25 protein-coding genes are annotated in these 24,125 nt (G+C 73.7%); 19 read left to right on the forward strand and 6 right to left on the reverse strand.

Annotation, left to right across the window (positions count from 1 at the left end):
• The first annotated feature begins 173 nt into the window (after positions 1 to 173).
• On the forward strand, positions 174 to 1,064 hold the full coding sequence (locus ACZ5NW_RS04870) for an amino acid kinase family protein (protein WP_468742279.1): 891 nt from the start codon (positions 174 to 176) through the stop codon (positions 1,062 to 1,064).
• A gap of 15 nt (positions 1,065 to 1,079) precedes the next feature.
• Here ACZ5NW_RS04870 and ACZ5NW_RS04875 read toward each other — a convergent pair whose 3' ends face one another.
• A complete protein-coding gene (locus ACZ5NW_RS04875; protein ID WP_468742280.1) occupies positions 1,080 to 2,774 on the reverse strand; it encodes a SulP family inorganic anion transporter in 1,695 nt (564 codons plus the stop codon).
• Positions 2,775 to 2,963: 189 nt separating this feature from the next.
• Between ACZ5NW_RS04875 and ACZ5NW_RS04880 the strand changes: the two genes are divergently transcribed.
• The 4 genes from ACZ5NW_RS04880 to ACZ5NW_RS04895 all read left to right on the forward strand — a co-directional run bounded on the left by ACZ5NW_RS04880 (position 2,964) and on the right by ACZ5NW_RS04895 (position 6,610).
• Positions 2,964 to 3,578, forward strand: a complete 615-nt coding sequence (locus ACZ5NW_RS04880; RefSeq protein WP_468742281.1) for a hypothetical protein — start codon at positions 2,964 to 2,966, stop codon at positions 3,576 to 3,578.
• A 183-nt stretch (positions 3,579 to 3,761) separates the two neighbouring features.
• The gene (locus ACZ5NW_RS04885) at positions 3,762 to 4,667 is read left to right on the forward strand and encodes a universal stress protein (RefSeq protein ID WP_468742282.1); all 906 of its coding nucleotides are present in this window, start codon (positions 3,762 to 3,764) and stop codon (positions 4,665 to 4,667) included.
• Between the two features lie 42 nt (positions 4,668 to 4,709).
• Positions 4,710 to 5,732 (forward strand): alcohol dehydrogenase AdhP, encoded by a 1,023-nt coding sequence (adhP, locus tag ACZ5NW_RS04890; protein WP_468742283.1) that lies wholly within the window; start codon positions 4,710 to 4,712, stop codon positions 5,730 to 5,732.
• A gap of 5 nt (positions 5,733 to 5,737) precedes the next feature.
• Positions 5,738 to 6,610: a universal stress protein gene (locus ACZ5NW_RS04895; protein WP_468742284.1), complete on the forward strand. Its 873-nt coding sequence runs from the start codon at positions 5,738 to 5,740 to the stop codon at positions 6,608 to 6,610.
• Between the two features lies 1 nt (position 6,611).
• On the opposite strand, the gene ppk2 is transcribed toward ACZ5NW_RS04895, so the two are convergent.
• Positions 6,612 to 7,415 carry a polyphosphate kinase 2 gene (ppk2, locus tag ACZ5NW_RS04900; protein WP_468742285.1) on the reverse strand — a complete coding sequence of 268 codons (804 nt, stop codon included), beginning with the start codon at positions 7,413 to 7,415 and terminating at the stop codon, positions 6,612 to 6,614.
• A 424-nt stretch (positions 7,416 to 7,839) separates the two neighbouring features.
• On the opposite strand from ppk2, the gene ACZ5NW_RS04905 reads away from it, so the two are divergent.
• From ACZ5NW_RS04905 to ACZ5NW_RS04930, 6 genes are all read left to right on the forward strand, one after another.
• Positions 7,840 to 8,157, forward strand: a complete 318-nt coding sequence (locus ACZ5NW_RS04905) for an acetate--CoA ligase family protein (protein WP_468742286.1) — start codon at positions 7,840 to 7,842, stop codon at positions 8,155 to 8,157.
• 11 nt (positions 8,158 to 8,168) lie between these two features.
• On the forward strand, positions 8,169 to 8,897 hold the full coding sequence (locus tag ACZ5NW_RS04910; protein WP_468742287.1) for a CBS domain-containing protein: 729 nt from the start codon (positions 8,169 to 8,171) through the stop codon (positions 8,895 to 8,897).
• A 21-nt stretch (positions 8,898 to 8,918) separates the two neighbouring features.
• Positions 8,919 to 9,413, forward strand: a complete 495-nt coding sequence (locus ACZ5NW_RS04915) for a flavodoxin domain-containing protein (RefSeq protein ID WP_468742288.1) — start codon at positions 8,919 to 8,921, stop codon at positions 9,411 to 9,413.
• Positions 9,414 to 9,531: 118 nt separating this feature from the next.
• Positions 9,532 to 11,253: an aa3-type cytochrome oxidase subunit I gene (ctaD, locus tag ACZ5NW_RS04920; RefSeq protein ID WP_468742289.1), complete on the forward strand. Its 1,722-nt coding sequence runs from the start codon at positions 9,532 to 9,534 to the stop codon at positions 11,251 to 11,253.
• A 2-nt stretch (positions 11,254 to 11,255) separates the two neighbouring features.
• A complete protein-coding gene (locus ACZ5NW_RS04925; RefSeq protein WP_468742290.1) occupies positions 11,256 to 11,798 on the forward strand; it encodes a hypothetical protein in 543 nt (180 codons plus the stop codon).
• Between the two features lie 125 nt (positions 11,799 to 11,923).
• Positions 11,924 to 12,814 (forward strand): NAD(P)-dependent oxidoreductase, encoded by an 891-nt coding sequence (locus ACZ5NW_RS04930; RefSeq protein ID WP_468742291.1) that lies wholly within the window; start codon positions 11,924 to 11,926, stop codon positions 12,812 to 12,814.
• 286 nt (positions 12,815 to 13,100) lie between these two features.
• Here ACZ5NW_RS04930 and ACZ5NW_RS04935 read toward each other — a convergent pair whose 3' ends face one another.
• Positions 13,101 to 13,739 carry a CBS domain-containing protein gene (locus tag ACZ5NW_RS04935; RefSeq protein ID WP_468742292.1) on the reverse strand — a complete coding sequence of 213 codons (639 nt, stop codon included), beginning with the start codon at positions 13,737 to 13,739 and terminating at the stop codon, positions 13,101 to 13,103.
• A 117-nt stretch (positions 13,740 to 13,856) separates the two neighbouring features.
• Between ACZ5NW_RS04935 and ACZ5NW_RS04940 the strand changes: the two genes are divergently transcribed.
• From ACZ5NW_RS04940 to ppdK, 3 genes are all read left to right on the forward strand, one after another.
• Entirely contained in the window at positions 13,857 to 14,744 is an 888-nt protein-coding gene (locus ACZ5NW_RS04940) for a fructosamine kinase family protein (RefSeq protein WP_468742293.1), read from the forward strand.
• 177 nt (positions 14,745 to 14,921) lie between these two features.
• On the forward strand, positions 14,922 to 15,824 hold the full coding sequence (locus ACZ5NW_RS04945; RefSeq protein ID WP_468742294.1) for a universal stress protein: 903 nt from the start codon (positions 14,922 to 14,924) through the stop codon (positions 15,822 to 15,824).
• Between the two features lie 14 nt (positions 15,825 to 15,838).
• Positions 15,839 to 18,526, forward strand: a complete 2,688-nt coding sequence (ppdK, locus tag ACZ5NW_RS04950) for a pyruvate, phosphate dikinase (protein WP_468742295.1) — start codon at positions 15,839 to 15,841, stop codon at positions 18,524 to 18,526.
• Positions 18,527 to 18,583: 57 nt separating this feature from the next.
• On the opposite strand, the gene ACZ5NW_RS04955 is transcribed toward ppdK, so the two are convergent.
• A complete protein-coding gene (locus tag ACZ5NW_RS04955) occupies positions 18,584 to 18,949 on the reverse strand; it encodes a DUF6479 family protein (RefSeq protein WP_468742296.1) in 366 nt (121 codons plus the stop codon).
• A 130-nt stretch (positions 18,950 to 19,079) separates the two neighbouring features.
• Here ACZ5NW_RS04955 and ACZ5NW_RS04960 point away from each other — a divergent pair, with 130 nt between their 5' ends.
• Complete coding sequence (locus tag ACZ5NW_RS04960; RefSeq protein ID WP_468742297.1) at positions 19,080 to 19,454, forward strand: four-helix bundle copper-binding protein; 375 nt, start codon at positions 19,080 to 19,082, stop codon at positions 19,452 to 19,454.
• A 52-nt stretch (positions 19,455 to 19,506) separates the two neighbouring features.
• Here the strand turns inward: ACZ5NW_RS04960 and ACZ5NW_RS04965 are convergent, their stop codons facing one another.
• A complete protein-coding gene (locus tag ACZ5NW_RS04965; protein WP_468742298.1) occupies positions 19,507 to 20,085 on the reverse strand; it encodes a histidine phosphatase family protein in 579 nt (192 codons plus the stop codon).
• Positions 20,082 to 20,597: a hypothetical protein gene (locus ACZ5NW_RS04970; protein ID WP_468742299.1), complete on the reverse strand. Its 516-nt coding sequence runs from the start codon at positions 20,595 to 20,597 to the stop codon at positions 20,082 to 20,084. The genes ACZ5NW_RS04965 and ACZ5NW_RS04970 overlap by 4 nt, the downstream gene beginning before the upstream one ends.
• 279 nt (positions 20,598 to 20,876) lie before the next feature.
• On the opposite strand from ACZ5NW_RS04970, the gene ACZ5NW_RS04975 reads away from it, so the two are divergent.
• The 4 genes from ACZ5NW_RS04975 to ACZ5NW_RS04990 all read left to right on the forward strand — a co-directional run bounded on the left by ACZ5NW_RS04975 (position 20,877) and on the right by ACZ5NW_RS04990 (position 24,096).
• Entirely contained in the window at positions 20,877 to 21,098 is a 222-nt protein-coding gene (locus ACZ5NW_RS04975; RefSeq protein WP_468742300.1) for a CbtB domain-containing protein, read from the forward strand.
• Positions 21,099 to 21,120: 22 nt separating this feature from the next.
• A complete protein-coding gene (locus ACZ5NW_RS04980; RefSeq protein ID WP_468742301.1) occupies positions 21,121 to 21,882 on the forward strand; it encodes a CbtA family protein in 762 nt (253 codons plus the stop codon).
• 183 nt (positions 21,883 to 22,065) lie between these two features.
• A complete protein-coding gene (locus ACZ5NW_RS04985) occupies positions 22,066 to 23,244 on the forward strand; it encodes an acyl-CoA dehydrogenase family protein (RefSeq protein WP_468742302.1) in 1,179 nt (392 codons plus the stop codon).
• 9 nt (positions 23,245 to 23,253) lie between these two features.
• Entirely contained in the window at positions 23,254 to 24,096 is an 843-nt protein-coding gene (locus tag ACZ5NW_RS04990; RefSeq protein WP_468742303.1) for an oxygenase MpaB family protein, read from the forward strand.
• The last annotated feature ends 29 nt before the right edge of the window (positions 24,097 to 24,125 follow it).

The raw sequence follows: 24,125 nt of genomic DNA on the forward strand, positions 1-24,125 counted from the left end.
AAGGAACCACCCTCCAGCGTGGGCACCGCCGCCTGCTGGGTCCATGGGCCGCCCGGCCCGGGACCGGGGGCCGGCCGGCGTCGCCGGGGAGCCCCTCGGGACCCTGTGCCGTGCCGCGCCGGCCGCTTCGATGGAGGACGTCAGGTGACCCCGCCTCTCTGGAGGAACCGGCCATGCGTATCGTCGTCGCCCTCGGTGACAACGCCCTGGCGATCCCGGGCGAGCCCCCCGACGCCGGCCTCGGGCGGACCGGCGCCGTCCGGGTGGCCACCGCGCTCGCCGCGCTCGCCCACGACCACGACCTCGTCATCACCCACGGCGACGGACCCCCGCTCGGCCCGTCCGACGACTCCTGCCCGCTCGACCTGGCCGGCGCCCGGGCCCAGGGGGTGATGGCCACCCTGCTGGTACGGGCCCTGCGCGCCGCCCTGCCCGGGCGCCGGATCGCCGCGCTGGTCACCCACACCGAGGTGCGCGGCGACGACCGGGCCTTCGACCGCCCGGCCGCCTTCGTGGGCCCGGCCCACAGCCGCGAACAGGCCCGGACGCTCGCGGCCCGGCACGGCTGGTACGTCGCCGAGGACACCGACGGCTGGCGCCGCGTCGTGCCCTCCCCGGACCCGGAGCGGATCGTGGAGACCGACACGGTTCGCGACCTGCTCGATCTGGGCACCGTCGTGGTGTGCGGCGGCGGGGGAGGCGTCCCCGTGGTCGCCGACCGGGTCACCGGCACCCTGCGCTGCGTGGAGGCCGTCGTCGACAAGGACCTCGCGGCGGCCCGGCTCGCCGAGGACCTCCGGGCGGACTTCCTGCTCATCCTCACCGACGTGCCGAATGTGTACGCCGCGTACGGCACCGGCCGTCAGAGCCCGGTCCTGGACGTCACCCCCGGCGCGCTGCGCGGCGGCCACTACCCGCATGCCTCGATGGGTCCGAAGGCCGAGGCGGCGGCCCGCTTCGTCGAGCACACCGGCGGCCTGGCCGCGATCGGCGCCCTCGACGCGGCCCACGAGATCGTCCACGGTCGCTCGGGCACCCTGGTCCGGCCCGAGCTCGGCGTGTGATGCGGTCGCTCGTCGTCACGCGTCCCCCGACCGCGCCCGGTAGGCCGCGACCGCGGTCGGCAGGGTCGGGAAGATCAGGTCCCGGCCGACCGCGTCGACCAGGCCGTACGCCTCCAGGTCGCCGTACAGGTCCTGTTTGACCCGGGCCAGGGCGAACACGACACCGCGACGGGCGAGTTCGCCGCGCAGGGCCTCGACCGCGTCCAGCGCGGTGATGTCGACCTCCACATTGGCCTCGGTGTTCAGGACGAACCACCGCACCGGGCCGGTCTGTTCGTCGACGGCGGCCAGCGCTCGGCGCCGGAAGTCCTCGGCGTTGGCGAAGAACAGCGGCGAGTCGTAGCGGTAGACCAGCAGGCCCGGGATGGTCCGGGCGGTCGGATAGTCGTCCACGTCGTGCATGCCGGCCAGCCCGGGCACCAGCCCCTCCACCGCGTCGTGCGGACGGGCCACCCGGGTGAGCAGCTCGGCCACCGACAGACCGACGGCCACCAGCACGCCGTAGAGGATGTCCAGGGCGAGCACTCCGGCCAGGCAGCCGAGCGCGAGCAGGAGTTCGCGGCGGCGGAAGGAGGCGAGGCGGCGGAAGCCCGCCACGTCGACCATGCGGACGGCCGCGTAGACCACCAGCGCGCCCAGCACCACCGACGGCGTCCGGGTCAGCAGCGGGCTGAGGAACAGCAGCACCGCCAGCACCACCGCCCCCGCGACCAGGGAGTAGACCTGACTGCGCGCCCCCGCCGACGCGGCGAGCGCCGTGCGGCTGGCGCTGCTGCTGACCGGGAACCCGTGCAGCACGCCCGCGCCCAGGTTGGCCGCGCCCAACGCCAGGAACTCCTGGTCGGCGTCCGGGCCGGTGCGGTCGTCGGGGGCGGCGAAGCCGCGCGCGGTGAGGATGAAGTCCGTGTAGGCGACGAGGAGTACGCCCAGCGCGGGCAGCACCAGCTGCGGCAGGTCGCCCGGGCCGGGGAGGCCGAGGCCGGGCAGGCCGGCCGGGATGTCTCCGATGACCTTGACGCCGTACCGCTCGTCGAGGTCGAGGACGACCACCGCGCCGGTGCCCAGGACGAGGGCGCACAGCGGCCCCGGGATCATCGGCAGCCACCGGGCCGACGCGAACAGGAACGTCAGCAGGGCGGCGGCGAACAGCACGGTCGCCGGGTGCGCCTGCCCCAGATTGCCGAGGAAGGACCACAGCTGGGCGAAGAACAGCGACCCCGTCGTCGGGACGCCCGTCAGCTTGGGCAGCTGGTCGACCACCATGATCAGCGCCACGCCCGCCAGATAGCCGATCAGCACCGGCCGCGACAGCAGGTCCGCGAGGAAGCCCAGCCGCAGCACCCGGGCGGCCACGCACAGCAGACCCACCGTCAGGGCGAGCGCGGCGGCCAGTTCGGCGTACCGGACGGGACTGCCGCCGGCCAGCGGCGCCACCACCGTCGCCGTCATCAGCGCCGTCGTCGACTCCGGTCCCACCGACAGCAGCCGCGAGGAGCCCAGCAGGGCGTACAGGCCGATCGCGGGCAGGATCGCCCACAGCCCCGCGACCGGGGGCAGCCCGGCGACCTCCGCGTACGCCATCACCTGCGGCACGAGATACGCGGCGACGGTCACCCCGGCGAGCACATCCCCGCGCAGCCACGCCCGGCGGTAGCCGAGCACCACGGCGATCCCGGGCAGGTGGTCCCGCCATCCCGACCCGTGCGCCATAGGACTCCCTCCGCCGTCTGTCGGCATTGTCAGCCTCGTCGGCCCGACAGGTCCCGTGGAAGGGGCCGTTCAGCCCCCGCGCGCCGCCCTTCGGCATCCGGCGGCCGGTGGCCGGGGCGGCCAGATTGAGCGGTGCCAGAACGCGCAGCACGACCCCGCGGACACCGACTCCCCGAAGGGAACACGAGCATGGCCGTTCACGAACACCCGCACCGTCACCTGGGGTTCCGCTTCCCCTCCGCGCGCCGGGCGGCGACGGCCGACGCCGTCACCGACACGGCCGTACCGGCGGTGAGCGCGTATGTCTTCGCCGGTCTGCGTCTGCTGACCGGGTTCGTCTTCCTGTGGGCCTTCCTGGACAAGACGTTCGGGTTCGGGTACGCCACCCCGTCCGGCAAGGGCTGGATCGACGGCGGCTCGCCCACCAAGGGCTTCCTCAGCGGCGTCGCCGCCGGACCGATGGAGTCCACCTTCCACGGCTGGGCCGGGGACACCTGGGCGGACTGGCTGTTCATGCTGGGTCTGCTCGGCATCGGCGTCGCCGTGATGAGCGGCGTCGCGCTGCGGGCGGCCGCCGTCGCCGGCACGGCCATGATGGCGCTGATGTGGATCGCCGAGTGGCCGCCCGCGAAGCACCTGTCCGACGGGTCGCCCAGCATGTCGACGAACCCGTTCGTCGACTACCACGTGATCTACGCCGCCGCCCTGATCGCCCTCGCGGTCGCGGGCGCCGGCGCCACCTGGGGACTGGGCCGCCTCTGGGCCCGGCTGCCCTACGTGAACCGGCACACCTGGCTGCGGTGAACCGGCCCGCCGCGGGACACCTCGCCCGGGCCGGTCGGCCCCCGGCCCGGGCGGTCCGGCCCCCCGCGCGGGAAGACCGGCCCCTGCCCCACCCACCGCCTCCTCACGAGGCTGGAATCAGACATCCGATCGACGGATCGACCGATCGTCGATCGACCCGTCCCCCTTCAGGAGGCAGACATCATGGTCCGCACCGTCGTCACCGGTCTCGACGGCTCCCCCGAGAGCAGGGCCGCCGCCGAATGGGCGGCCCGCGAGGCGAAGCTGCGCGGTCTGCCGCTGACCCTGCTCCAGGTCTGGGAGCCCCTCCCCGCCCCGATGGCCCAGGCCCCGCTGCTCGGCGTCGAGACCCAGGCGCACTGGACCGAGCGCGTCCCGAGGGAGAGCGCGGAAGGCCTTCGGCTGCGCCACCCGGGCGTCGAGATCACCACCGAGGTCCGGCACGGCACGCCGGCCGACGTCCTCGCCGAGGCGGCGAAGGACGCCGAGCTGCTGGTGCTGGGATCGCGCGGGCTGAGCGGGCTCGGCGGCTTCGTAGTCGGCTCCGTCGGCCTGTCCGTGGTCGCCCACACCCAGCGGCCCGTCGTCCTCGTCCGGGCCGGCGAACAGGCCGCCGACGAGCACGAGAGCGACCCGGCGGGCATCCCGTCCGCCGCCACCCCCTACCGGCCCGTCGTCCTGGGACTCGACCCGGCCGGCCCCGACGACACGGTCCTCGCGTTCGCCTTCGAGGCCGCCGCGAGCCGGGACACCGCCCTGCGCGTCGTCCACGGCTGGAACCTGCCGCCGTACTACGTGTACGGCCTCAGCGCCGACGCCGATCTGTACGAGGAGCTGGCCGGGCAGCAGTCCGCCGCCCTCGCCGAGATCCTCGCCCCCTGGCGGGCCAAGTACCCGTCCGTCGAGGTGCTGCAGGAGACCCGCTCCGGCAGCGCCGCCCAGCACCTGATCTCCGCCTCCCGTGAGGCCTCCCTGGTCGTCGTCGGCCGCCGGGTCCGCCGCAGCCCCCTGGGCACGCACACCGGCCCGGTCACCCACGCCGTCCTGCACCACGCCACCGCCCCCGTCGCCGTCGTCGCCCACAGCTGACGCACCGGCCGAACCACCCTGACTGCAAGAGGAGTTGACCCCATGAAGGCAGCCGTCGTACGAGCCTTCGGCGAGCCCCTGGTCATCGAGGAGCGCCCCGACCCCGTGCCCGGCCCCGGCCAGGTCCGCGTCCGCGTCGAGGCCTCCGGGCTGTGCCACACCGACATCCACGCCGCCCACGGCGACTGGCCCGTCAGGCCCAGCCCCCCGTTCGTCCCCGGCCACGAGGGCGTCGGCCTGGTCGAGGAGCTCGGCGAGGGCGTCACCCACCTGAGCGTCGGGCAGCGGGTCGCCGTGCCCTGGCTCGGCGAGGCGTGCGGGCGCTGCGAGCACTGCCTGTCCGGCTGGGAGACGCTGTGCGAGCGGCAGATCAACACCGGCTACGGCCGCGACGGCGGGTACGCCGAGAAGATGCTCGCCCGGGCCGACTTCGCCCAGCCGGTGCCCGACGGCGTCACCGCCTTCGACGCCGCCCCGCTGACCTGCGCCGGCGTCACCACGTACAAGGCGCTGAAGGTCGCCGACGTGCGGCCCGCCCAGCTCGTCGCGATCTCCGGCGTCGGCGGACTCGGCCATCTCGCCGTGCAGTACGCCAAGATCGCCGGTGCGACCGTCGCCGCGATCGACGTCACCGACGAGAAGCTCGAACTGGCCGCCGAACTCGGCGCCGACCTCGTCATCGACGCCCGCAAGGAGGACGTCGGCGCGGTCCTCAAGCGCCACGGCGGAGCCCACGCGGCGATCGCCCTCGCCGTGAACGAGGCCGCGTTCGCCGCCGCCAACGCCGGGCTGCGGCGCGGCGGCAAGCTGGTCATGGTCGCCCTGCCCGCGCACGGCACGATCCAGGTGCCGATCTTCGACACCGTCCTGAACGGCACCTCCGTGATCGGCTCCATCGTCGGCACCCGCCAGGACCTCGCCGAGGTCTTCCAGCTGCACGCGGCCGGCCGCACCCGGGTCATCTACGAGACCCGCCCGCTGGCCTCCGTCAACGACTCCATCGACGAGGTCCTGCGCGGCCAGGTCAAGGCACGCATCGTCTTCGACCTCGGCGCGGGACGGTGACGGCGATGGACGCCCCCCTGGTCGTCGGCGTGGACGGCTCCGCACCGAGCCTGCGCGCCGTCGACTGGGCGGCCGACGAGGCCGCCCTGCGCCGGATGCCGCTGCGGGTCCTGTACGCCTCCCTCTGGGAGCACTACGAGGGCGCCTCGCTCGCCCAGGACCACGGCGGGACGCCCGAGGAGGTGCGCGCCGACGACATCGTCGCCACCGCCGCCCGGCGTGCCCGCGCCCGCCACCCCGACCTCACGGTCGCCGCCGACGTAGTCGCCGAGGAGCCCGAGTACGCGCTGGTCCGCGAGGGCCGGCACGCCTCGCTGCTCGTCCTCGGCAGCCGTGGCCGCAGCGGCATCGCCAACGCGCTGCTCGGCTCGGTCAGCCTGACCGTGGCCGCGCACGCCCCCTGCCCCGTGGTCGTGCTCCGCGGCGGCCAGGACAACCAGGCCGCGCGCCCGGTCCACGGCCGCGTGCTCGTCGGCGTCGGCGAGGACCCCGACGACAGCGCGGTCCTGCGCTTCGCCTACGACGAGGCGCGGCGGCGCGGCGCGGTCCTGGAGGCCGTGCGCGTCTGGCGGTACCCCGCCCATGAGCGGGCCGGGCATCCCCTGCTCGCCGGGGACGCCGCCAAGCTCCACGAGGAACGGGCCGCCGAGGCCCTGGACGCGGCGCTGAAGGACGCCCCGCCGGACGTCGAGCTGTACCGCCGCACCGTCGAGGGCCACCCCCAGCGGGCCCTGGTGGACCTCTCGCACCACGCCGACCTGCTGATCGTGGGCGCCGAGCGGCGCGAGGGCCACCGCGGCCTCCAGCTGGGCCGGGTCGCGCACGCGGCACTGCACCACTCCGGGTGCCCGGTGGCCGTCGTACCGCACCCGGGGTGAGTCACAGGCTTGCCGCGTGGTCGGGCACGTAGTTCTGCAGATCGCGCGGCGTGCGCACATAGCCGGTGGAGTTCGGCCGGTCCGGCAGCTCCAGCACCGGCGGCGGCACGTCGTGGTAGGGCACCGAGTCCAGCAGGTGGGCGATCATGTTCAGCCGGGCCCGCTTCTTGTCGTCGCTCTCCACGACGTACCACGGCGCCTCGGGAATGTCGGTGTGGACCATCATCTCGTCCTTGGCCCGCGAGTACGCCTCCCAGTGGGTGATGGACTCCAGGTCCATCGGCGACAGCTTCCAGCGGCGCAGAGGATCGTCGAGGCGCTTGCGGAAGCGGTCCTGCTGCTCGGTGTCGCTCACCGAGAACCAGTACTTGCGCAGCAGGATCCCGTCCTCCACCAGCATCCGCTCGAAGATCGGGCACTGCCGCAGAAACAGCTGGTGCTCCTCCTTCGTGCAGAAACCCATGACGTGCTCGACTCCGGCCCGGTTGTACCAGGACCGGTCGAACAGCGCGATCTCCCCGGCGGCCGGGAGATGCTCCACGTACCGCTGGAAGTACCACTGGCTCCGCTCCCGCTCCGTAGGCTTGGGCAGGGCCACGATCCGGGCGACCCGCGGGTTGAGGTGCTCGGAGACCCGCTTGATCGTGCCGCCCTTGCCCGCCGCGTCCCGTCCCTCGAAGATCACGACCAGTCGCGCGCCCTCGGCCCGCACCCACTCCTGGAGCTTGGCCAACTCGGTCTGCAGGCGCAGCAGTTCGTCCTCGTAGACCTTGCGCGACAGCTTCTCCGTCTTGTTGCCGGCCATGCCGCCCTGACTCCCCTCGCCGAGGTCGCGGAGCCGAGGGCCGACCGGCCCCCCGGCCACCGCCGGACAGCCCATGGGATCCCGCCGCGTTCCGCTGGACGCTCGAAGTGTAGATACCGCAGGAGGAGATCCGCGATGCCGGACGATCCGCTCATCACCCGCCCCCCGGTGCACGCGCTGCTCGCCGACGGCACCACCGTGTGCGTCCGCGCCGCGCGCCGGGGCGACCACGCCCAGGTGGAGGGGTTCTGCGGGGAGATGTCCCCGGAGAACCTGCGCCTGCGGTTCTTCTCGACCAGCCGCCGCTCCGCCGGCCTGGCCGCCGACCGGGCCTGCGCGCCCCCGCACACCGGCCACCGGGCGCTGGTGGCCGAGACGCACGGCCGGATCATCGGGCTCGCCGAGTACGACACCGCGGGCGCCGGTGACGGCACGGCCGCGGACATCTCCGTCGCGGTCGCCGACGGCCTCCACCACCGCGGCGTCGGCACCCTCCGACCTGATCACGTCCCCCCGCTGCGCCCCGCTCCTGCTCGGCGCCCAGGGTGGGGGCCCCGTCGACCTGGAGGGCCTGGAGCAGGTGCTGCTGCGGCTGTCCCGGATGGCGAGCGACCTGCCGCAGCTCGCGGAGGCCGACCTCGACCCCGTACTCGCCACGACCGAACGAGTGACCGTGCTGGACACGCGCGTGCGGCTGCTGCCGCGCCGGCCCCAGGACCCCTGTCTGCGCCGACTCCGCTGAGGAGGAACACCATGAAGCACAACAAGGTCGGCTCCGTGATGACCACGGAGGTCGTCCGAGCCGGACACAGCACCCCGTTCAAGGAGGTGGCACGGCTGCTCGGCGAGCACCGCATCAGCGGACTGCCCGTGGTCGACGACGCCGGGCGGGTGCTCGGTGTGGTGTCCGAGACCGATCTGATGGCCCACCAGGCCGAACTGCCCGACCCCTACGAGCCGAGGCGGCGCGCCCGCCTCGCGCTGACCCCGGCCGCCCGCCGGCGCTCCGCCAAGGCGAACGGGCTCACCGCGGGCCGGCTGATGACCGAGCCGGCCATCACGGTCCACGCCGACGACACGATCGTCGAGGCCGCCCGCACGATGGCCCGCAACCGCGTGGAGCGGCTGCCCGTCCTCGACGAGGACAACCGGCTCGTCGGCATCGTCACCCGGCGCGACCTGCTCAAGCTCTTCCTGCGGCCCGACGCGGAGATCCGCGCCGAGGTGATCGACGAGGTCCTGGTACGGGCCCTGTGGCTGACCCCGCGCGCCGTCGACGTCTCCGTCACCGACGGCGTGGTCACGCTCACCGGGCAGCTGGAGCGCAAGAGCGAGACGGGGATCGCCGTCTCCATGACCCGCCAGATCGACGGTGTCGTCGCGGTCGTCGACCGGTTGACCCACCGCGTCGACGACGCCCGTGTCCGGCCGGAGGAACAGGCCCTGCACGGCGTCGCCGACGACTGGCTGCGCCGCATCTGAAGCACGAGGAGGTGGATCGCCATGACCGCGAACGTACTGGTCGCCCACGGCTCCACCAACGGTTCGACCGCAGAGATCGCCGAGGCCGTGGCCGGGGTCCTGCGCAAGGAGGGCCTCACCGCCGAGGCGGTGTCCGGTGGACGCGTCGAGGACGTCACGCCGTACGACGCCGTCGTGATCGGCGGCGGGCTCTACGCAGGGCGCTGGCAGAAGGACGCCCGCCGCTTCGTCCGCCGGCACCGCAGCGACCTCTCCACTCGCCCGGTGTGGCTGTTCAGCAGCGGCCCGTTGGACGCCTCGGCCGCCGAGCGGGACATCCCGCCCGTGCCGGGCGTGCGCCGCGCGATGGGCCGCCTGGGGGCCCGCGGGCACATCACCTTCGGCGGCTGTCTGGAGGAGGGCGCCAAGGGCCGTATCGCCCGCATGATTCTGAAACAGGGCAAAGGGGGTGACTTCCGTGACTTCGCGGCGATCGAGCAGTGGGCGCGGGAGATCGCCGACTCGCTGACCACGTGACGGGGGCCTCCTCCCGGCCATCGCGGGCGCCCTGCTGAAGGGCCCCGGCCGATGGGGCCGTTGGTCCCCGGGCGCGGGCCCCGCGGCCCTACCGGGACCAGGGGCCCCTCCGACGATCATGAGGCGCCCGCACAGAACAGCGACACCCAGGGGAGGGCATCGTCCGGTGGACGAGGTTCAGAGTCAGGACGCCGTCATCGAGGCGTCACCGGTCAGCGCACCCGTACGCACCGCCAGGCCGGCGTGGACGGACTGGCTGACCACCACGGACCACAAGAGGATCGGGACGATGTACCTGGTCTCGGCGTTCGTGTTCTTCATCGTCGGCGGCGCGCTGGCACTGCTCATGCGCGCCGAACTCGCCCGGCCCGGACTGCAGATCATGTCCAACGAGCAGTTCAACCAGGCGTTCACCATGCACGGCTCGATCATGCTGCTGCTGTTCGCCATGCCGCTGTTCACCGGCTTCGCGAACTGGATCATGCCGCTGCAGATCGGCGCCCCGGACGTGGCCTTCCCGCGGCTGAACATGCTCGCCTACTGGCTCTTCCTCTTCGGCTCCTCGATCGCCGCGGCCGGCTTCCTCACCCCCGGCGGGGCCGCCGACTTCGGCTGGTTCCTGTACGCCCCGCTGTCCGACGCGGTGCACTCGCCAGGCGTCGGGGCCGACATGTGGATCATGGGCGTGGCGCTCTCGGGTTTCGGGAGCATCCTCGGCGCGGTCAACTTCATCACCACGATCGTCTGCATGCGCGCGCCCGGCATGACCATGTTCCGCATGCCGATCTTCACCTGGAACGTGCTGCTGACCGGCGTCCTGATCCTGATCGTCTTCCCGGTCCTGGCCGCGGCCCTCTTCGCGCTCGAATGCGACCGCAAGTTCGGCTCGCACATCTTCGACGCGGCCAACGGCGGCGCCCTGCTGTGGCAGCACCTGTTCTGGTTCTTCGGCCATCCCGAGGTGTACATCCTCGCCCTGCCGTTCTTCGGGATCGTCTCCGAGGTGATCCCGGTCTTCTCGCGCAAGCCGATGTTCGGCTACATGGGCCTGATCGGCGCGACCATCGCGATCGCCGGTCTGTCCGTGACGGTGTGGGCGCACCACATGTACGTCACCGGCGGGGTGCTGCTGCCGTTCTTCTCGTTCATGACGTTCCTCATCGCCGTCCCGACCGGTGTGAAGTTCTTCAACTGGATCGGCACGATGTGGAAGGGCTCGCTGTCCTTCGAGACACCGATGCTCTGGGCGACGGGCTTCCTGATCACCTTCACCTTCGGCGGCCTGACCGGCGTCATCCTCGCCTCGCCGCCGCTCGACTTCCACACCTCGGACTCGTACTTCGTCGTCGCGCACTTCCACTACACGCTGTTCGGCACGGTCGTGTACGCGATGTTCGCCGGATTCCACTTCTGGTGGCCCAAGTTCACCGGAAAGATGCTCGACGAACGCCTCGGAAAGATCACCTTCTGGACGCTGACGGCGGGCTTCCACCTCACCTTCCTCGTCCAGCACTGGCTGGGCGTGGAGGGCATGCCCCGGCGCTACGCCGACTATCTCGCCTCCGACGGCTTCACCGCCCTCAACACCCTCTCCACCATCGGGTCGTTCCTGCTGGGCCTGTCGATCCTGCCGTTCCTCTACAACGTCTGGAAGACCGCCAAGTACGGCGAGAAGATCACCGTCGACGACCCCTGGGGCTACGGCCGCTCCCTGGAATGGGCGACCTCCTGCCCGCCGCCCCGGCACAACTTCGCGTCCCTGCCCCGGATCCGCAGCGAATCCCCCGCGTTCGACCTGCACCACCCCGAGCTCGCCGAGCTCGAAGCGGCGGCGCGGTAGCCATGGCCCACGCCGTCCTCGCCCTGGGAGCCGCCGTACTGACCGCCTCGGGCTGCGTCTGGTATCTGCCGGCGCTGGCCGAGCTGCGCGCGGGAGCCGACCGCCCGCTCTCCGGCCGCACCGCCGCCGCGGCCTGTGTGACGGCCTGGGGGACGGCCGCCGCGCTCGTCGCCCTCCTGCTGGTGGCCGACGCCTGGTGGATCCACGGCACCGCGGCCGCCTCGGGGGCCGCCGCCGCACTCGCCCTGCGGGTGTGGGCCGCCGTCCGACGCCGGTACGAGCGGCGCGAGTCGGAGCACCAGTGGGCCCGGCTGGGGGCGGGCCCGCTGCCGCGCGGCGCCGCCGCCTCCCGGCACGTCGTGGCGGTCCTGGTCGCCACCGGCCTGACCACGGCGACGGCGACCGCCCTGCTGGGACTGGCCGCCGGCCCCGAGAACACGGCGGACTGGCTGACGGCGGCCGCCGCGCCGGCCGCGGTGCTCACGCTGTTCCTCGGCGCGGCGGCGGCCCACGCCCGGACGGGACGAGGACACCATCCCCTCTGACACCGCGTCATCGGCCCCCCGCGACCGCTCGACGGTCACCGGGCGCGTGGCTGGGCGGGCCGATCCGGGCCGACTCCGGCAGGATCGGTTCCTGACCGCACCGCACGGACAGGGAAGTTGACCTCATGACCGACACACTCACCGTGAGCGTTCTGGGCACCGGCATCATGGGCGCCGCGATGGCCCGCAACCTCGCCCGCGCCGGACACACCGTCCGGGTCTGGAACCGCACCCGCGCCAAGGCCGAACCGCTCGCCGAGGACGGCGCGTTCGTCGCCGGCACGCCCGCCGAGGCCGTCGAGGGCGCCGATGTCGTCCTGACCGTGCTCTACGACGGTCACGCCGCCCTCGAAGTGATGCGCGAGGCCGCACCCGCCCTGCGGGAGGGGACCGCCTGGGTGCAGTCGACCACGGCCGGCATCGAGGGCCTCGACGAGCTGGCCGGGTTCGCCCGCGACCACGGCCTGGTCTTCTTCGACGCCCCCGTGCTGGGCACCCGCCGGCCCGCCGAGGCCGGTCAGCTGCTCGTCCTGGCCGCCGGTCCGGCCGACGCGCGCGCCGCGGTGACCCCGGTCTTCGACGCGGTCGGCGCCCGCACCGTGTGGACCGGGGAGGACGGCGCCGCCGGCAGCGCGACCCGGCTGAAGCTCGTCGCCAACAGCTGGGTCATCGCGACCACCGCGGCGGTCGGCGAGACGCTCGCCCTCGCGCGGGCGCTCGGCGTCGACCCGCAGGGCTTCTTCGACGCCATCGCGGGCGGCCCGCTCGACATGGGCTATCTGCACGCCAAGGCCGAGCTCGTCCTCGACGACCGGCTCACCCCGCCGCAGTTCGCGGTGACGACCGCGGCGAAGGACGCCCGGCTGATCGTCCGCGCCGGCGAACAGCACGGCGTCCGCCTGGACGTGGCCGCCGCGAGCGCGCAACGCCTGGAACGCGCCGCGGCCCAGGGCCACGCCGACGAGGACATGGCCGCCGCGTACTTCGCCAGCTTCGACGAGCCCCCGAAGCCCTGAACCCGGCCGGGGAACCGCGCCTGGGTGAAGCCGGGGGAACCCAGAACGGGGGACGGCGAAGTCGGCCGCGGTGCCTCCCCCGGGGTGGCGTGTGCCCTATCAGGGTGGGGGTGTTGCACGGGGTGGCGGTATTTCACCGGCGCGGCGGTGTTGCGCGGGGTGGCGGTGCTCCACCGGGCGCCCGTGCTTCACGGGGCACGGGCTTCGCGGAGCGGACGTGCTCCACCGGGTGGCCGTGCTCCACCGGGCGGTGCTTCACCGGGCCGTTCCACCGGCCGCCCGCACCTCACCGGGGCGCCAGATCCATCCGGACGTCCACGACGCCCTCCACGGCTCGTACCGCCCGGGCCACCACCGGGACCAGGGTGCGGTCGGGCATGACGCCGCCCACGGTGACCACGCCCTCGGACACCGCCACCGTCGGGGTGGCGGTCAGGGGCAGCTTGGTCAGGACGGCGTGCCGGACCTCGTCGGCGATGTCGTCGTCGGAGCGCAGGAAGACCTTCAGCAGGTCGCCCCGGCTGACCACGCCCTGCAGCAGACCCACGGCGTCCACCACGGGCAGTCGCTTGACGCGCCGACGGGCCATGATGCGTGCCGCCTCGGCGAGCGAGGCGTCGGCGTGCACGGTCACGGCGGGGGCGCTCATCAGGTCCCCGGCCGTCGTCGCGCCCGCCTTGGCCCGTGCCGCCAGTTCGACCGGGTCGCCCGCGAGACCGTCGGCGGCGTCCCGGAACTCCTCCTTGGCGAGCAGGTCCGCCTCGGACACCACTCCCACGACCCGGCCCTCGCCCTCCAGGACCGGCAGGGCGCTGACCTTCCACTGGTCGAACAGCTCGACGATCTCCTTGAAGTGCGCGTCGCGCCCCACGGCGACGACGGTGTGCGTCATCACGTCGCTCACGGTGTACGGGGATTCAGTCATCACGACCTCCAGGGCCCTCGTACCTCCAGCCTGTGCCGTCCCGCGCCGGCCCCACAGGGGCCGAAGGACCCGCGAGCGGGGGCTGAAGTGCCCTCGGCGGCCCGTACGCTGGCGACCGTGCACCGAGGACTGCCGCCCGACGCGGCGGCCGGCGACCGCGACGGCCCGGCCGCTGCCGCCACCCGCTTCACCGGACGTCCCGCCGTGCGCCACCGCCCCCTGTCCGCCGCCCTCGCGGAAGTCACCCTCGGCGACGGCCGGACGGTGATCGTCAAGCGCGGGGACGCCCCCGGCGCGGCGCGGGCCGAGGCGGCCGGGCTGCGCTGGCTGGCCGACGCCCGCGCGGTGCCCGTACCGGCCGTGCACGGCCACGACGAGCGGTGGCTGGTCACCGACCGGGTGCCGAGCGGCCGGCCGACCCCCGGGGCCGCGCTGCGGTTCGGACGCGAGCTCGCTGCCCTGCACGCCGCCGGCGCCCCCGCGTTCGGCGCGCCGCCACCGGACGGGCCCCGCGAGGCGTACATCGGGCTCGCCCCGATGCGCAACGTCCCCGGGGACGACTGGCCCACCTGGTACGCCGCCCACCGGGTGCTGCCCTACGTCCGCGCCGCGGTCGACGCCCGCACCCTGCGGTCCGGCGAGGCTTCCGTACTGGAGCGGCTCTGCGCACGGCTGCCCGAGCTGGCCGGGCCCGCCGAGCCGCCCGCCCGGCTGCACGGCGACCTGTGGAACGGCAACGTGCTGTGGGGCGGCGACGGGCGGGCCTGGCTCATCGATCCGGCGGCGCACGGCGGTCACCGAGAGACCGACCTCGCGATGCTGCGCCTGTTCGGCTGCGCCCACCTGGAACATGTCCTCGACGGCTACCAGCAGGCCGCACCGCTGGCCGACGGCTGGCAGGACCGCGTCGGCCTGCACCAGCTCTTCCCGCTCCTCGTCCACACGGTGCTGTTCGGACGGTCGTACGCCGAGCAGGCGCTCACGGTGGCCCGCACCCTGCCGTAGCCGGCCCTCGCCCGGCGCGTCCACGGACTCCGGCGAGCGGCCGGTCCCCTCCGCCGACGAACGGGGCCCGCTGGGGGCCGAACGGACCCCGCCCGAGCCCTGGCGGCCCATACCCGCCGGTAGGCCGGCGGACGAGGCTCAAGAGCGAGGAGCAGACCGAGCGCAGGAGGTGCGCACATGCTGCCGCCCGTCATCGCCGGGGTCGACGGATCACCGGAAAGTCTCGCCGCCGCCGAGTGGGCCGCCCGCGAGGCCGTACGCCGAGGCAGGCCGCTGCGCCTGCTGCACGCCTGGAACTGGCATCCCCGCCAGGACGGCGAACCCGCCACCGCCGCCGCCCGGCACCTCGCACGGCGGGCCCTGCGCCAGGCCGAGGAGCGGATCCGCCGCTCCTGCCCGGGCGTCACCGACCTGGCCGACGACCAGGTCGAGGGACCGGCCGTCGCCGCCCTGCTGACCGCGGCCAAGGACGCCGACCTGATGGTGCTGGGCTCACGCGGCCTCAGCGGATTCACCGGCTTCCTCGTCGGATCGGTCGCCCTCGGGGTCGTGGGACGGGCCGAGGTACCCGTCGTCCTGGTCCGGGCGGGGGAGGAGGAGTCCGACGAACACGTCCCGGCCCCCGACGGCGGCTCCTCCGTCCGCACCCGCCACCGGGACGTCGTGCTCGGCCTGGACCTCGCCGACCCGTGCGACGAGCTGATCGACTTCGCCTTCGAGACCGCCCGTACGCGGGACGCGCGGCTGCGCGTGGTGCACGCCTGCCGGCCGGACTCCGGGCTCGGCCTCGGGCCCGGCGAGATCGACCTGGCCGACGGGCGCGGGCGGGCGGAGGAGTGGCAGGGCTTCCTCAGCGCCGTCCTGCTGCCGTGGCGGGACAAGTACCCCGGCGTCGAGGTCCTGGAGACCCTCACCGAGGGCCGCGCCCCGTCGCCGCTGATCCGCGCCGCCTCCTCGGCGGGCCTGCTCGTCGTCGGCCGCCGTCTCACCGAACGCCCCGCGGGACCGCGCACCGGACCCGTCACCCACGCCGTCATCCACCACGCCGGCTGCCCCGTGGCCGTCGTCCCGCACGCATGAGAGGCCGAGTCCCGATGACCACGCCCACCCAGTACGTGTACACCTTCGCCCAGGGCAGCCGGGACATGGCCGCCCTGCTCGGCGGCAAGGGAGCCGGCCTGGCCGAGATGACCCGCCTGGGCCTCCCCGTCCCGCACGGGTTCACCGTCACCACCGAGGCCTGCCGCGTCTACCTCGCGACCGGCGCGGAGCCGCCCGAGCTGGGCTCCCAGACCGCCCGGGCGCTCGCCGGCCTGGAGCACGCCATGGGCCGCACCCTCGGCGCGGCCGGCGACCCCCTGCTGGTGTCCGTCCGCTCCGGCGCCCGCTTCTCCATGCCCGGGATGATGGAGACCATCCTCGACATCGGCCTCAACGACGCCTCCGTCCACGGCCTGGCCAAGGCGTCCGGCGACGAGCGCTTCGCCTGGGACTCCTACCGGCGTCTCGTGCAGATGTTCGGCCGTACGGTGATGGGGGTGGACGGCGACCTGTTCGAGCACGCCCTCGCCGCCCACAAGGCCCGGCGCGGCGCGGCCGGCGACGACGAACTCGACACCGAGGAACTCGTCCTGCTCACCGAGGAGTTCAAGGAGATCGTCCGCCGCGAGACCGGTGCGGACTTCCCGCAGGACCCGGCCGAGCAGCTCTCCCGCGCCATCCGCTCCGTCTTCGCGTCCTGGAACGTCGAACGCGCCCGCGTCTACCGCCGCCGCGAACACATCCCCGACGACCTCGGCACCGCCGTCAACGTCCAGGCGATGGTCTTCGGCAACCTCGGCCACGACTCCGGCACCGGCGTCGCCTTCACCCGCGACCCCGCCACCGGCGAACGCGGCGTGTACGGCGACTACCTCCCGGACGCCCAGGGCGAGGACGTCGTCGCGGGCGTCCGCGACGCGCTGCCCCTGCACGCGCTGAAGGAACTCGACCCGCGCTCCTACGCCGAACTCGTCGACCACCTGCGCACGCTGGAGAACCACTACCGGGACCTGTGCGACGTGGAGTTCACCGTCGAACGCGGAAGGCTGTGGATCCTGCAGACCCGCGTCGGCAAGCGCACCGCCGAGGCCGCCTTCCGTATCGCCCACGACCTGCGCGAGGAGGACACCATCAGCGCCGACGAGGCCCTGATGCGCGTCGACGGCACCGAACTGACCCGGCTGATGTTCCCCCGCTTCGACACCACCTCCGCCGACGAGCCGCTCGCCCACGGCGTGCCCGCCTCGCCCGGCGCGGCGGTCGGCGTCGTCGTCTTCGACTCCGCGGAGGCCGTACGACGGGCCGCGGCCGGCGAGGACACGGTGCTGGTGCGCCGCGAGACCACCCCCGACGACCTGCCCGGCATGATCGCCGCCCAGGCGGTGCTGACCAGCCGGGGCGGCAAGACCAGCCACGCCGCCGTGGTCGCCCGCGGCATGGGCAAGGTCTGTGTCTGCGGCGCCGAGGACCTCGCCGTCGACACCGAGGCCCGCCGGTTCACCACCGGCTCCGGGACCGTGGTCCGCGAGGGCGACACCGTCTCCGTCGACGGCACCGCCGGCACCGTCCGCCTCGGCGCCCTCCCGCTCACCGCCTCCGACGTGGCCGCGGCCCTGGAGAGCGGCACGGCGACCGACGCGCTCACCTCGGCCGTCCTGGGCTCCCTCGACCACGCCGACACCGTGCGCCGGCTGGAGGTCCGCGCCAACGCCGACACCCCCGAGGACGCCGTCCGCGCCCGCGCCCTCGGCGCCCGGGGCATCGGGCTGTGCCGCACCGAGCACATGTTCCTCGGGGAGCGGCGCGCACTGGTCGAGGCGATGATCCTGGCCCGCGACGACGTGGCCCGTCAGAAGGCCCTGGCCGCGCTTCTGCCGCTGCAGCGGGACGACTTCACCGGCATCCTGGAGGCGATGGACGGCCTGCCCGTGACCATCCGCCTCATCGACCCGCCGCTGCACGAGTTCCTGCCCGACCGCACCGAACTCGCCGTCCGCCTGGCCAGGGCCGACCACCCGGACCCGCACGACCGGGCCCTCCTCGACGCCGTCGAGCGCACCCATGAGCAGAACCCGATGCTCGGCCTGCGCGGGGTCCGGCTCGGACTCGCCGTGCCCGGGCTGACGGCCATGCAGGTGCGGGCCGTCGCCGAAGCGGTGGTCCGGCGGCTGCGGGACGGCGGCCGGCCGCGCGCCGAGATCATGATCCCGCTGGTCGGGACCGTGGAGGAGCTGCGGCTGGCGCGTGCCGAGGCCGAGCGCGTCCTCGCCGAGGTGGCGGAGGAGACCGGCATCGCCCTGGACTGCCCGATCGGCACGATGATCGAGCTGCCGCGGGCCGCGCTCACCGCCGGCCGCATCGCCCGGGCCGCCGACTTCTTCTCCTTCGGCACCAACGACCTCACCCAGACCACCTGGGGCCTGTCCCGCGACGACGCCGAGGCGTCCTTCTTCCCGCTGTACCTGGAGAAGGGCGTGTTCGAGGTGTCACCGTTCGAGACGATCGACCGGGAGGGCGTGGGCCGGCTGGTCGAACTGGCCGTCGGGGCCGGACGCTCGGTCAACCCGGACCTGGAGACCGGGGTGTGCGGCGAGCACGGCGGAGACCCCGCGTCGATCCACTTCTTCCACCAGGCGGGCCTGGACTACGTCTCCTGCTCGCCCTTCCGCGTCCCCGCCGCCCGTCTGGAGGCCGGCCGCGCCGCCCTGGCGGACACGACGGGCACCAGCGACAGCCGGTGACCCGCACCCCGGGGGCGGTGCTTCGAGGCACCGCCCCCGGGCCGGGGTCGTGCCGGGTCAGTGCGCGCCCAGCCCTCCGCCGCCGAAGGAACCGCTGGAGCCCTTGCTCCACCGCGGGCGGTCCTTCGACGTGCTCGGCCGGGTCTGCATATTGGTCAGTTCGTACGGGGTGAGGGGGCGACCGCCCGGGGGTGTCTTGGGTACCTCGTCGGGTTCCCGGTTCTCCCGGATCTCGCGCACCGGGCCGTCCGGCGGCAGATGCGGCTGCTCCTCGGGGCGCGGCCGGGGAAGCTCGCGCAGCTTGTTACGGGAGCCCAGCCAGAAGGCGCCGCCCAAGATGGCCAGGACGGCCAGGGCGACCGCGAAAAGTGCCAGGCTGAGCAGGCCGCTCGCGGCGGCCAGTTGCACAGTTGCGGTACTCATATCAGGCGAATACCCCCTCAATGGGGCAAGCGAACCGTGTTCGGCCTGCCCTCACGGACGGTCGCCGAACCGACGCGGGCCGTGGGGCTCCGCCGCGTTTGGTCCCGGCCGCGGCGGCTACCCGCATGGTGTGACTACCTCGCCTTCCCAGCAGGAACTCTTCCGGTTCCTGGAGGAGCGCTTCGCGTGCGCGCAGGCGTGCACCGAGTGTGCGCGGGTCTGCGCGATGCGTGCGAGCCTTGTCGACCCGCACGGGACGGGCCGCTACGAACCCGCCCGGCGCAAGGGGATCATCTGCGCCGAGGCGTGCGACGCCACCTGCCGTGTGCTCTCCGAGCAGAACCGCCTGGACGAGCAGGGGCTGCGCGTCCAGCTGGAGTGGTGCCGGACGGTGTGCCTGGACAGCGCCCACGTGTTCGACGAGGACCCCGGCGCACAACCGGCCGCCCGGTCCTGCCGGGCCTGCGCACAGGCGTGCACGGACTTCATCGACACGCTGGCGTGAGCCGAGGGCGCGCCGGCCCACGCCACGCACGCACCACGCGCGCCCCCGTCTCTCACTCTGTCCCGTCACCCAGAACCCGTCCGACCCGCACGTTCCACCGCCCCGACCGCCCGCTCAGCTCCACAGCGCCGAGGGGCGGTACGTCCACACGCCAGAACGCCTCCTCCGGGGCACCCAGGGCCCGTACCACCGCCGCCCGGACCAGCTCGGGCTCGACCACGGCGGCCGTCCGCCCGGAGGACCGCGCCACCGTCTCCAGCCAGGCCGCCACCCGGTCGCAGACCGCCCGCACCGACTCCCCGCCATGGGGCGCGGCCGCGGGGTCGGCCAGCCACGCGGCCAGCGCCTCCGGCTCCCGCGCGCCCACCTCGGCGAGGGTCCGGCCGCGCCAGCGGCCCGCGTCCAGGGCCGTGAGCTCCGGCGCGTCCACGGCGTCCAGGCCCAGCGCGACGGCCGTCTCGCGGCAGCGCACGGTCGGGGAGACGAGGGCCCGTTCCGCGCCGGCCAGCCCACCGCCTGCCGCCCGCGCCCGCCGCAGACCGGCCTCGTCCACCGGACATCCGTCGTCGAACCGCGCCTCACGCAGGGCCGCACTGAGCGCGGGAGCAACCAGCACCAGCCGTGCCGTCATCGCCCGCCTCCCTTCTGGACGGCCCGGAGCAGGGCGTGGATGACGGGGGCGGGTAGTTCCGGGTGGCGGGCGGCGTCCTGTGCCGTGTCCGTGTCCTGGAGCAGCCCGACGAGTGTGCGCGCGGGAAGCCGGGGGTTACGGACCGCCGCGCCACGCACCCGCGACTCCGGGTCGTCCAGCGGCCCCTCGGCCCACAGCCTCCGCAGAGCCCCCGACGGCGTTGCGCCCCCCTTGCAGTCCACGACCGTGATCCTTGTGCCGTCGGCGTCGGTGGTGACGCCGAGTACGGTGTCGCCGCCCTCGGCCATGGCGACGAACTCCGGTAGCCGCCACAGCGTGTCGACTTCGTCACGTCGGTCGCCGCTCACGACCACCGCGGGCCGGGCGTCGGGGGAGCCGAGCAGGCGCCATGCCGTGCGGGGCGGCGGGACGTCGTCGGTGCCCCACGGCCCGGCGATCTCCAGCCCCATCCGCCCCAGGCGGTCCCTCAGTTGGTCTCTCCGACGCGTCACGAGGGCCCATCCTGCCGGAGCCGGACGCCCGTCGCGGCACCGGGCCGCAGGTCGCGGGCGCCCCCGCCCCTCGGATGCGCCCTTGGCCGGATCTGCGCTTTCGCGGTACGGTCACGGACGAAATCGACGACGGACACGCGGAAGCCGGTGGGACTCCGGCACGGTCGCGCCACTGTGTGCCCGGCCCGCACCTCGTGTGCGGGACGGGTGAGTCAGACCCGGGGCCGTCGTCCTGTGCACCACCGAGACGGGACGCGAGTTCCCCCAGGAGGTCCTGCCATGGCGCAGTCCGCCGTTCAGCCCAGCGCTACGCCCACCGCCGTTCCGGAGAAGCTGCCGATCTCGGCGATCGCCCCCTGGGCGGTCTTCTTCGGCATCCTGATGCTGGTCCTGCTCTACTTCGTCGGCGCCGAACAGGGCGCCACCTCCGTGATGTCCGGCGAGGACGTCCACGAGTGGGTGCACGACGCCCGCCACCTGCTCGGTTTCCCCTGCCACTGACCGGCGAGGAACCGACCCGTCCATGAATTCGGCAACCGTCCGTCAACTCCTGGTGCGTGGCATGCTCGCGGGTCTCGCCGCGGGCCTGCTCGCCCTGGTCGTCGCCTACTTCCTCGGTGAACCGCGCGTGGACGCGGCCATCGCCTACGAGGAGGCGCATGCCCACGCCCATGAGCACGAGGTCGAAGTCGTCAGCCGCACGATGCAGTCCACCGCCGGTCTGTCGACCGGTGTGCTCGTCTACGGCGTCGCGTTCGGCGGCATCGCCGCCCTCGCGTACTGCTTCGCGCTCGGCCGCATCGGACGCTTCGGGCCGCGCGCGAGCGCGCTGCTCCTGGCGGCCGCCGGCCTGATCGCCGTCTACGTCGTCCCCTTCCTGAAGTACCCCGCCAACCCGCCGTCCGTCGGCGACCCCGACACCATCGGCAAGCGCACCTCGCTGTTCTTCCTGATGGTGGCGTTGAGCGTGCTGCTGGCCGTCGCCACCGTGATCCTCGGCAAGCGTCTCGCGCCGCGCCTGGGCAACTGGAACGCGACCGTCGCGGCCGGCGCGTTCTTCCTCCTCGTGATCGGCCTGTCGTACGCCTTCCTGCCGTCCTTCAACGAGGTGCCGAAGGACTTCCCCGGCACCCTGCTGTGGCAGTTCCGTCTCGCGGCACTCGCCGTCCAGGCGACCCTGTGGACCTCCTTCGGGCTGGTCTTCGGGGAGTTGGCGGAGCGGGTGCTGGCACCCCGGACCGTGCGCGAGCGGACGGTTCCGCAGCCAACTCCGGTTCCTCGCTGATCACTTGCCCGTACCCAGCGGAAGGCCTCCGGCGCCCTCGGGCACCGGAGGCCTTCGCGTGTGCGCCGCCCCCAGCCGAGGGCGCACCGCCGCGGTCGAGGGCGCACCGCCATTCCCTATTTCTGAAACACGTTCTACGGTGTGCGCCGTCAGGAGACCGGCCTTGGGAAGCCAGGAGGCGCCGTGCACCTCGACCACACCCCCGAGCAGCAGCGGCTGCGCGCCGAACTGCGCGCCTACTTCGCCGCGTTGGTGCCCGACAACGCCTATGCCCGGCACGCCGACCCGGTCGCCGCGAAGCGCTTCTACCGCGAGACGATCCGCCGGCTCGGCGCGGACCGCTGGCTCGGCGTCGGCTGGCCCGAGGAGTACGGCGGCCGCGGCCTCACCCCCATCGAGCAGTTCATCTTCTTCGACGAGGCCGCCCAGGCCGGCGTACCGCTGCCCCTGATGGCCCTCAACACCGTCGGCCCGACGATCATGCGGTACGGCACGGAAGAGCAGAAGGCGTACTTCCTGCCGAAGATCCTCTCCGGCGAGATCGACTTCGCCATCGGCTACAGCGAGCCCGAGGCGGGCACCGATCTGGCGTCCCTGAGGACACGCGCGGTACGGGACGGCGACGAGTACGTGGTCGACGGCCAGAAGATCTGGACCACCAACGGCGACACGGCCGACTGGGTCTGGCTGGCCGTCCGCACCGACCCCGACGCCCCGCCCCACCAGGGCATCACCATGCTCCTCGTCCCGACCACCGACCCCGGCTACTCCTGCACCGTCATCCACACCCTCGCCTCGCACGACACCACCGCGAGCTACTACGAGAACGTCCGCGTCCCCGTCGCCCACCGCGTCGGCGCCGAGAACCAGGGCTGGCGGCTGATCACCAACCAGCTCAACCACGAGCGCGTCACCCTCGCCGCACACGGCACGATGGCCGTCCGCGCCCTGCACGACGTCCAGCGCTGGGCCATGGAGACCAAGCTCGCCGACGGCCGCCGCGTGGTGGACCTGCCCTGGGTGCGCCGCCGGCTCGCGCAGACCCACGTCCGCCTCGACGCGCTGAAACTCCTCAACTGGCAGATGGTGGGCGCCCTCCAGAACGGCACCCTGACCCCGCAGGACGCCTCCGCCGTCAAGGTCTACGGCTCCGAGGCCCGCCGCGACGCCTACGCCTGGCTCCTGGAGGTCGTCGCGGCCCCGGGCGCCCTCCAGGAGGGCTCGGCGGGCGCCGTGCTCCACGGCGAACTGGAGCGCGGCTACCGCTCGGCGGTCATCTTCACCTTCGGCGGCGGCAACAACGAGATCCAGCGGGAGATCATCTCGTGGATCGGGCTGGGGATGCCGAGGGTGCGGCGTTAGCCTGCCGGTATGGGCGACCCCGGGCTGTTCACTCCGAACTCGGTGACCTGGCAGGTGCACGGCGACCCCATGATGTGGGTCGCCGGAGTGCGCGCGCTCTACCTCCAGGCCCTCCATCCCCGCGCCGTACGCGGCGTCCTGCAGAACTCCGACTTCCGGCGCGACGCCTGGGGCCGGCTGATGCGCACCGCCTCCTTCGTCGGCACCACGACCTACGGCACCACCGAGGCCGCCGAGAAGGCCGGCGCCCGGGTCCGGAAGATCCACCGGATGCTGACCGCGACCGATCCGGACACGGGCGAGGTGTACCGCGTCGACGAACCCGAACTGCTGCTGTGGGTGCACTGCGCCGAGATCGACTCCTATCTGCAGGTCCTGTGCCGCTCCGGCTATCCCCTGAGCGACGCGGCGGCCGACCGCTATCTCGCCGAACACCGCGTCAGCGCGCGGCTGGTGGGCCTGGACCCCGACGCCGTACCCGCCGACCGGGCGCAGATGGCGGCCTACTTCGAGAAGGTGCGGCCCGAACTGGCCGCCGGCGACGAGGCGCGCGTGGTGGACGAGTTCCTGCGGCGACCGCCGACGCACCCCCTGCTCGTTCCGGCGCGCGAGGTGCTGTGGCGGCGCGTGGCCCACCTGGCGTACGCCTCCCTGCCCCCGTACGCCCACGAGCTGTACGGCAGACGGGCCCCCGAACCCGCCGTGGTGACCCGCGAACTGCGGGCCACGGGTGCCCTGTTGCGCCGCGTTCCCGCACGTCTGCGCTGGCAGCTGCCGCCGAAGCACATTCTGCGGGCCATGGCGCGGCTCGGCCCGGACGCCCGTCCCGCGCCGTACAAAGTGGGGCGATAGCCCGCCATACTGGACGAGCCAGCGGAGGG

The sequence above is a fragment of the Streptomyces sp. NPDC032126 genome (genome assembly GCF_055580085.1).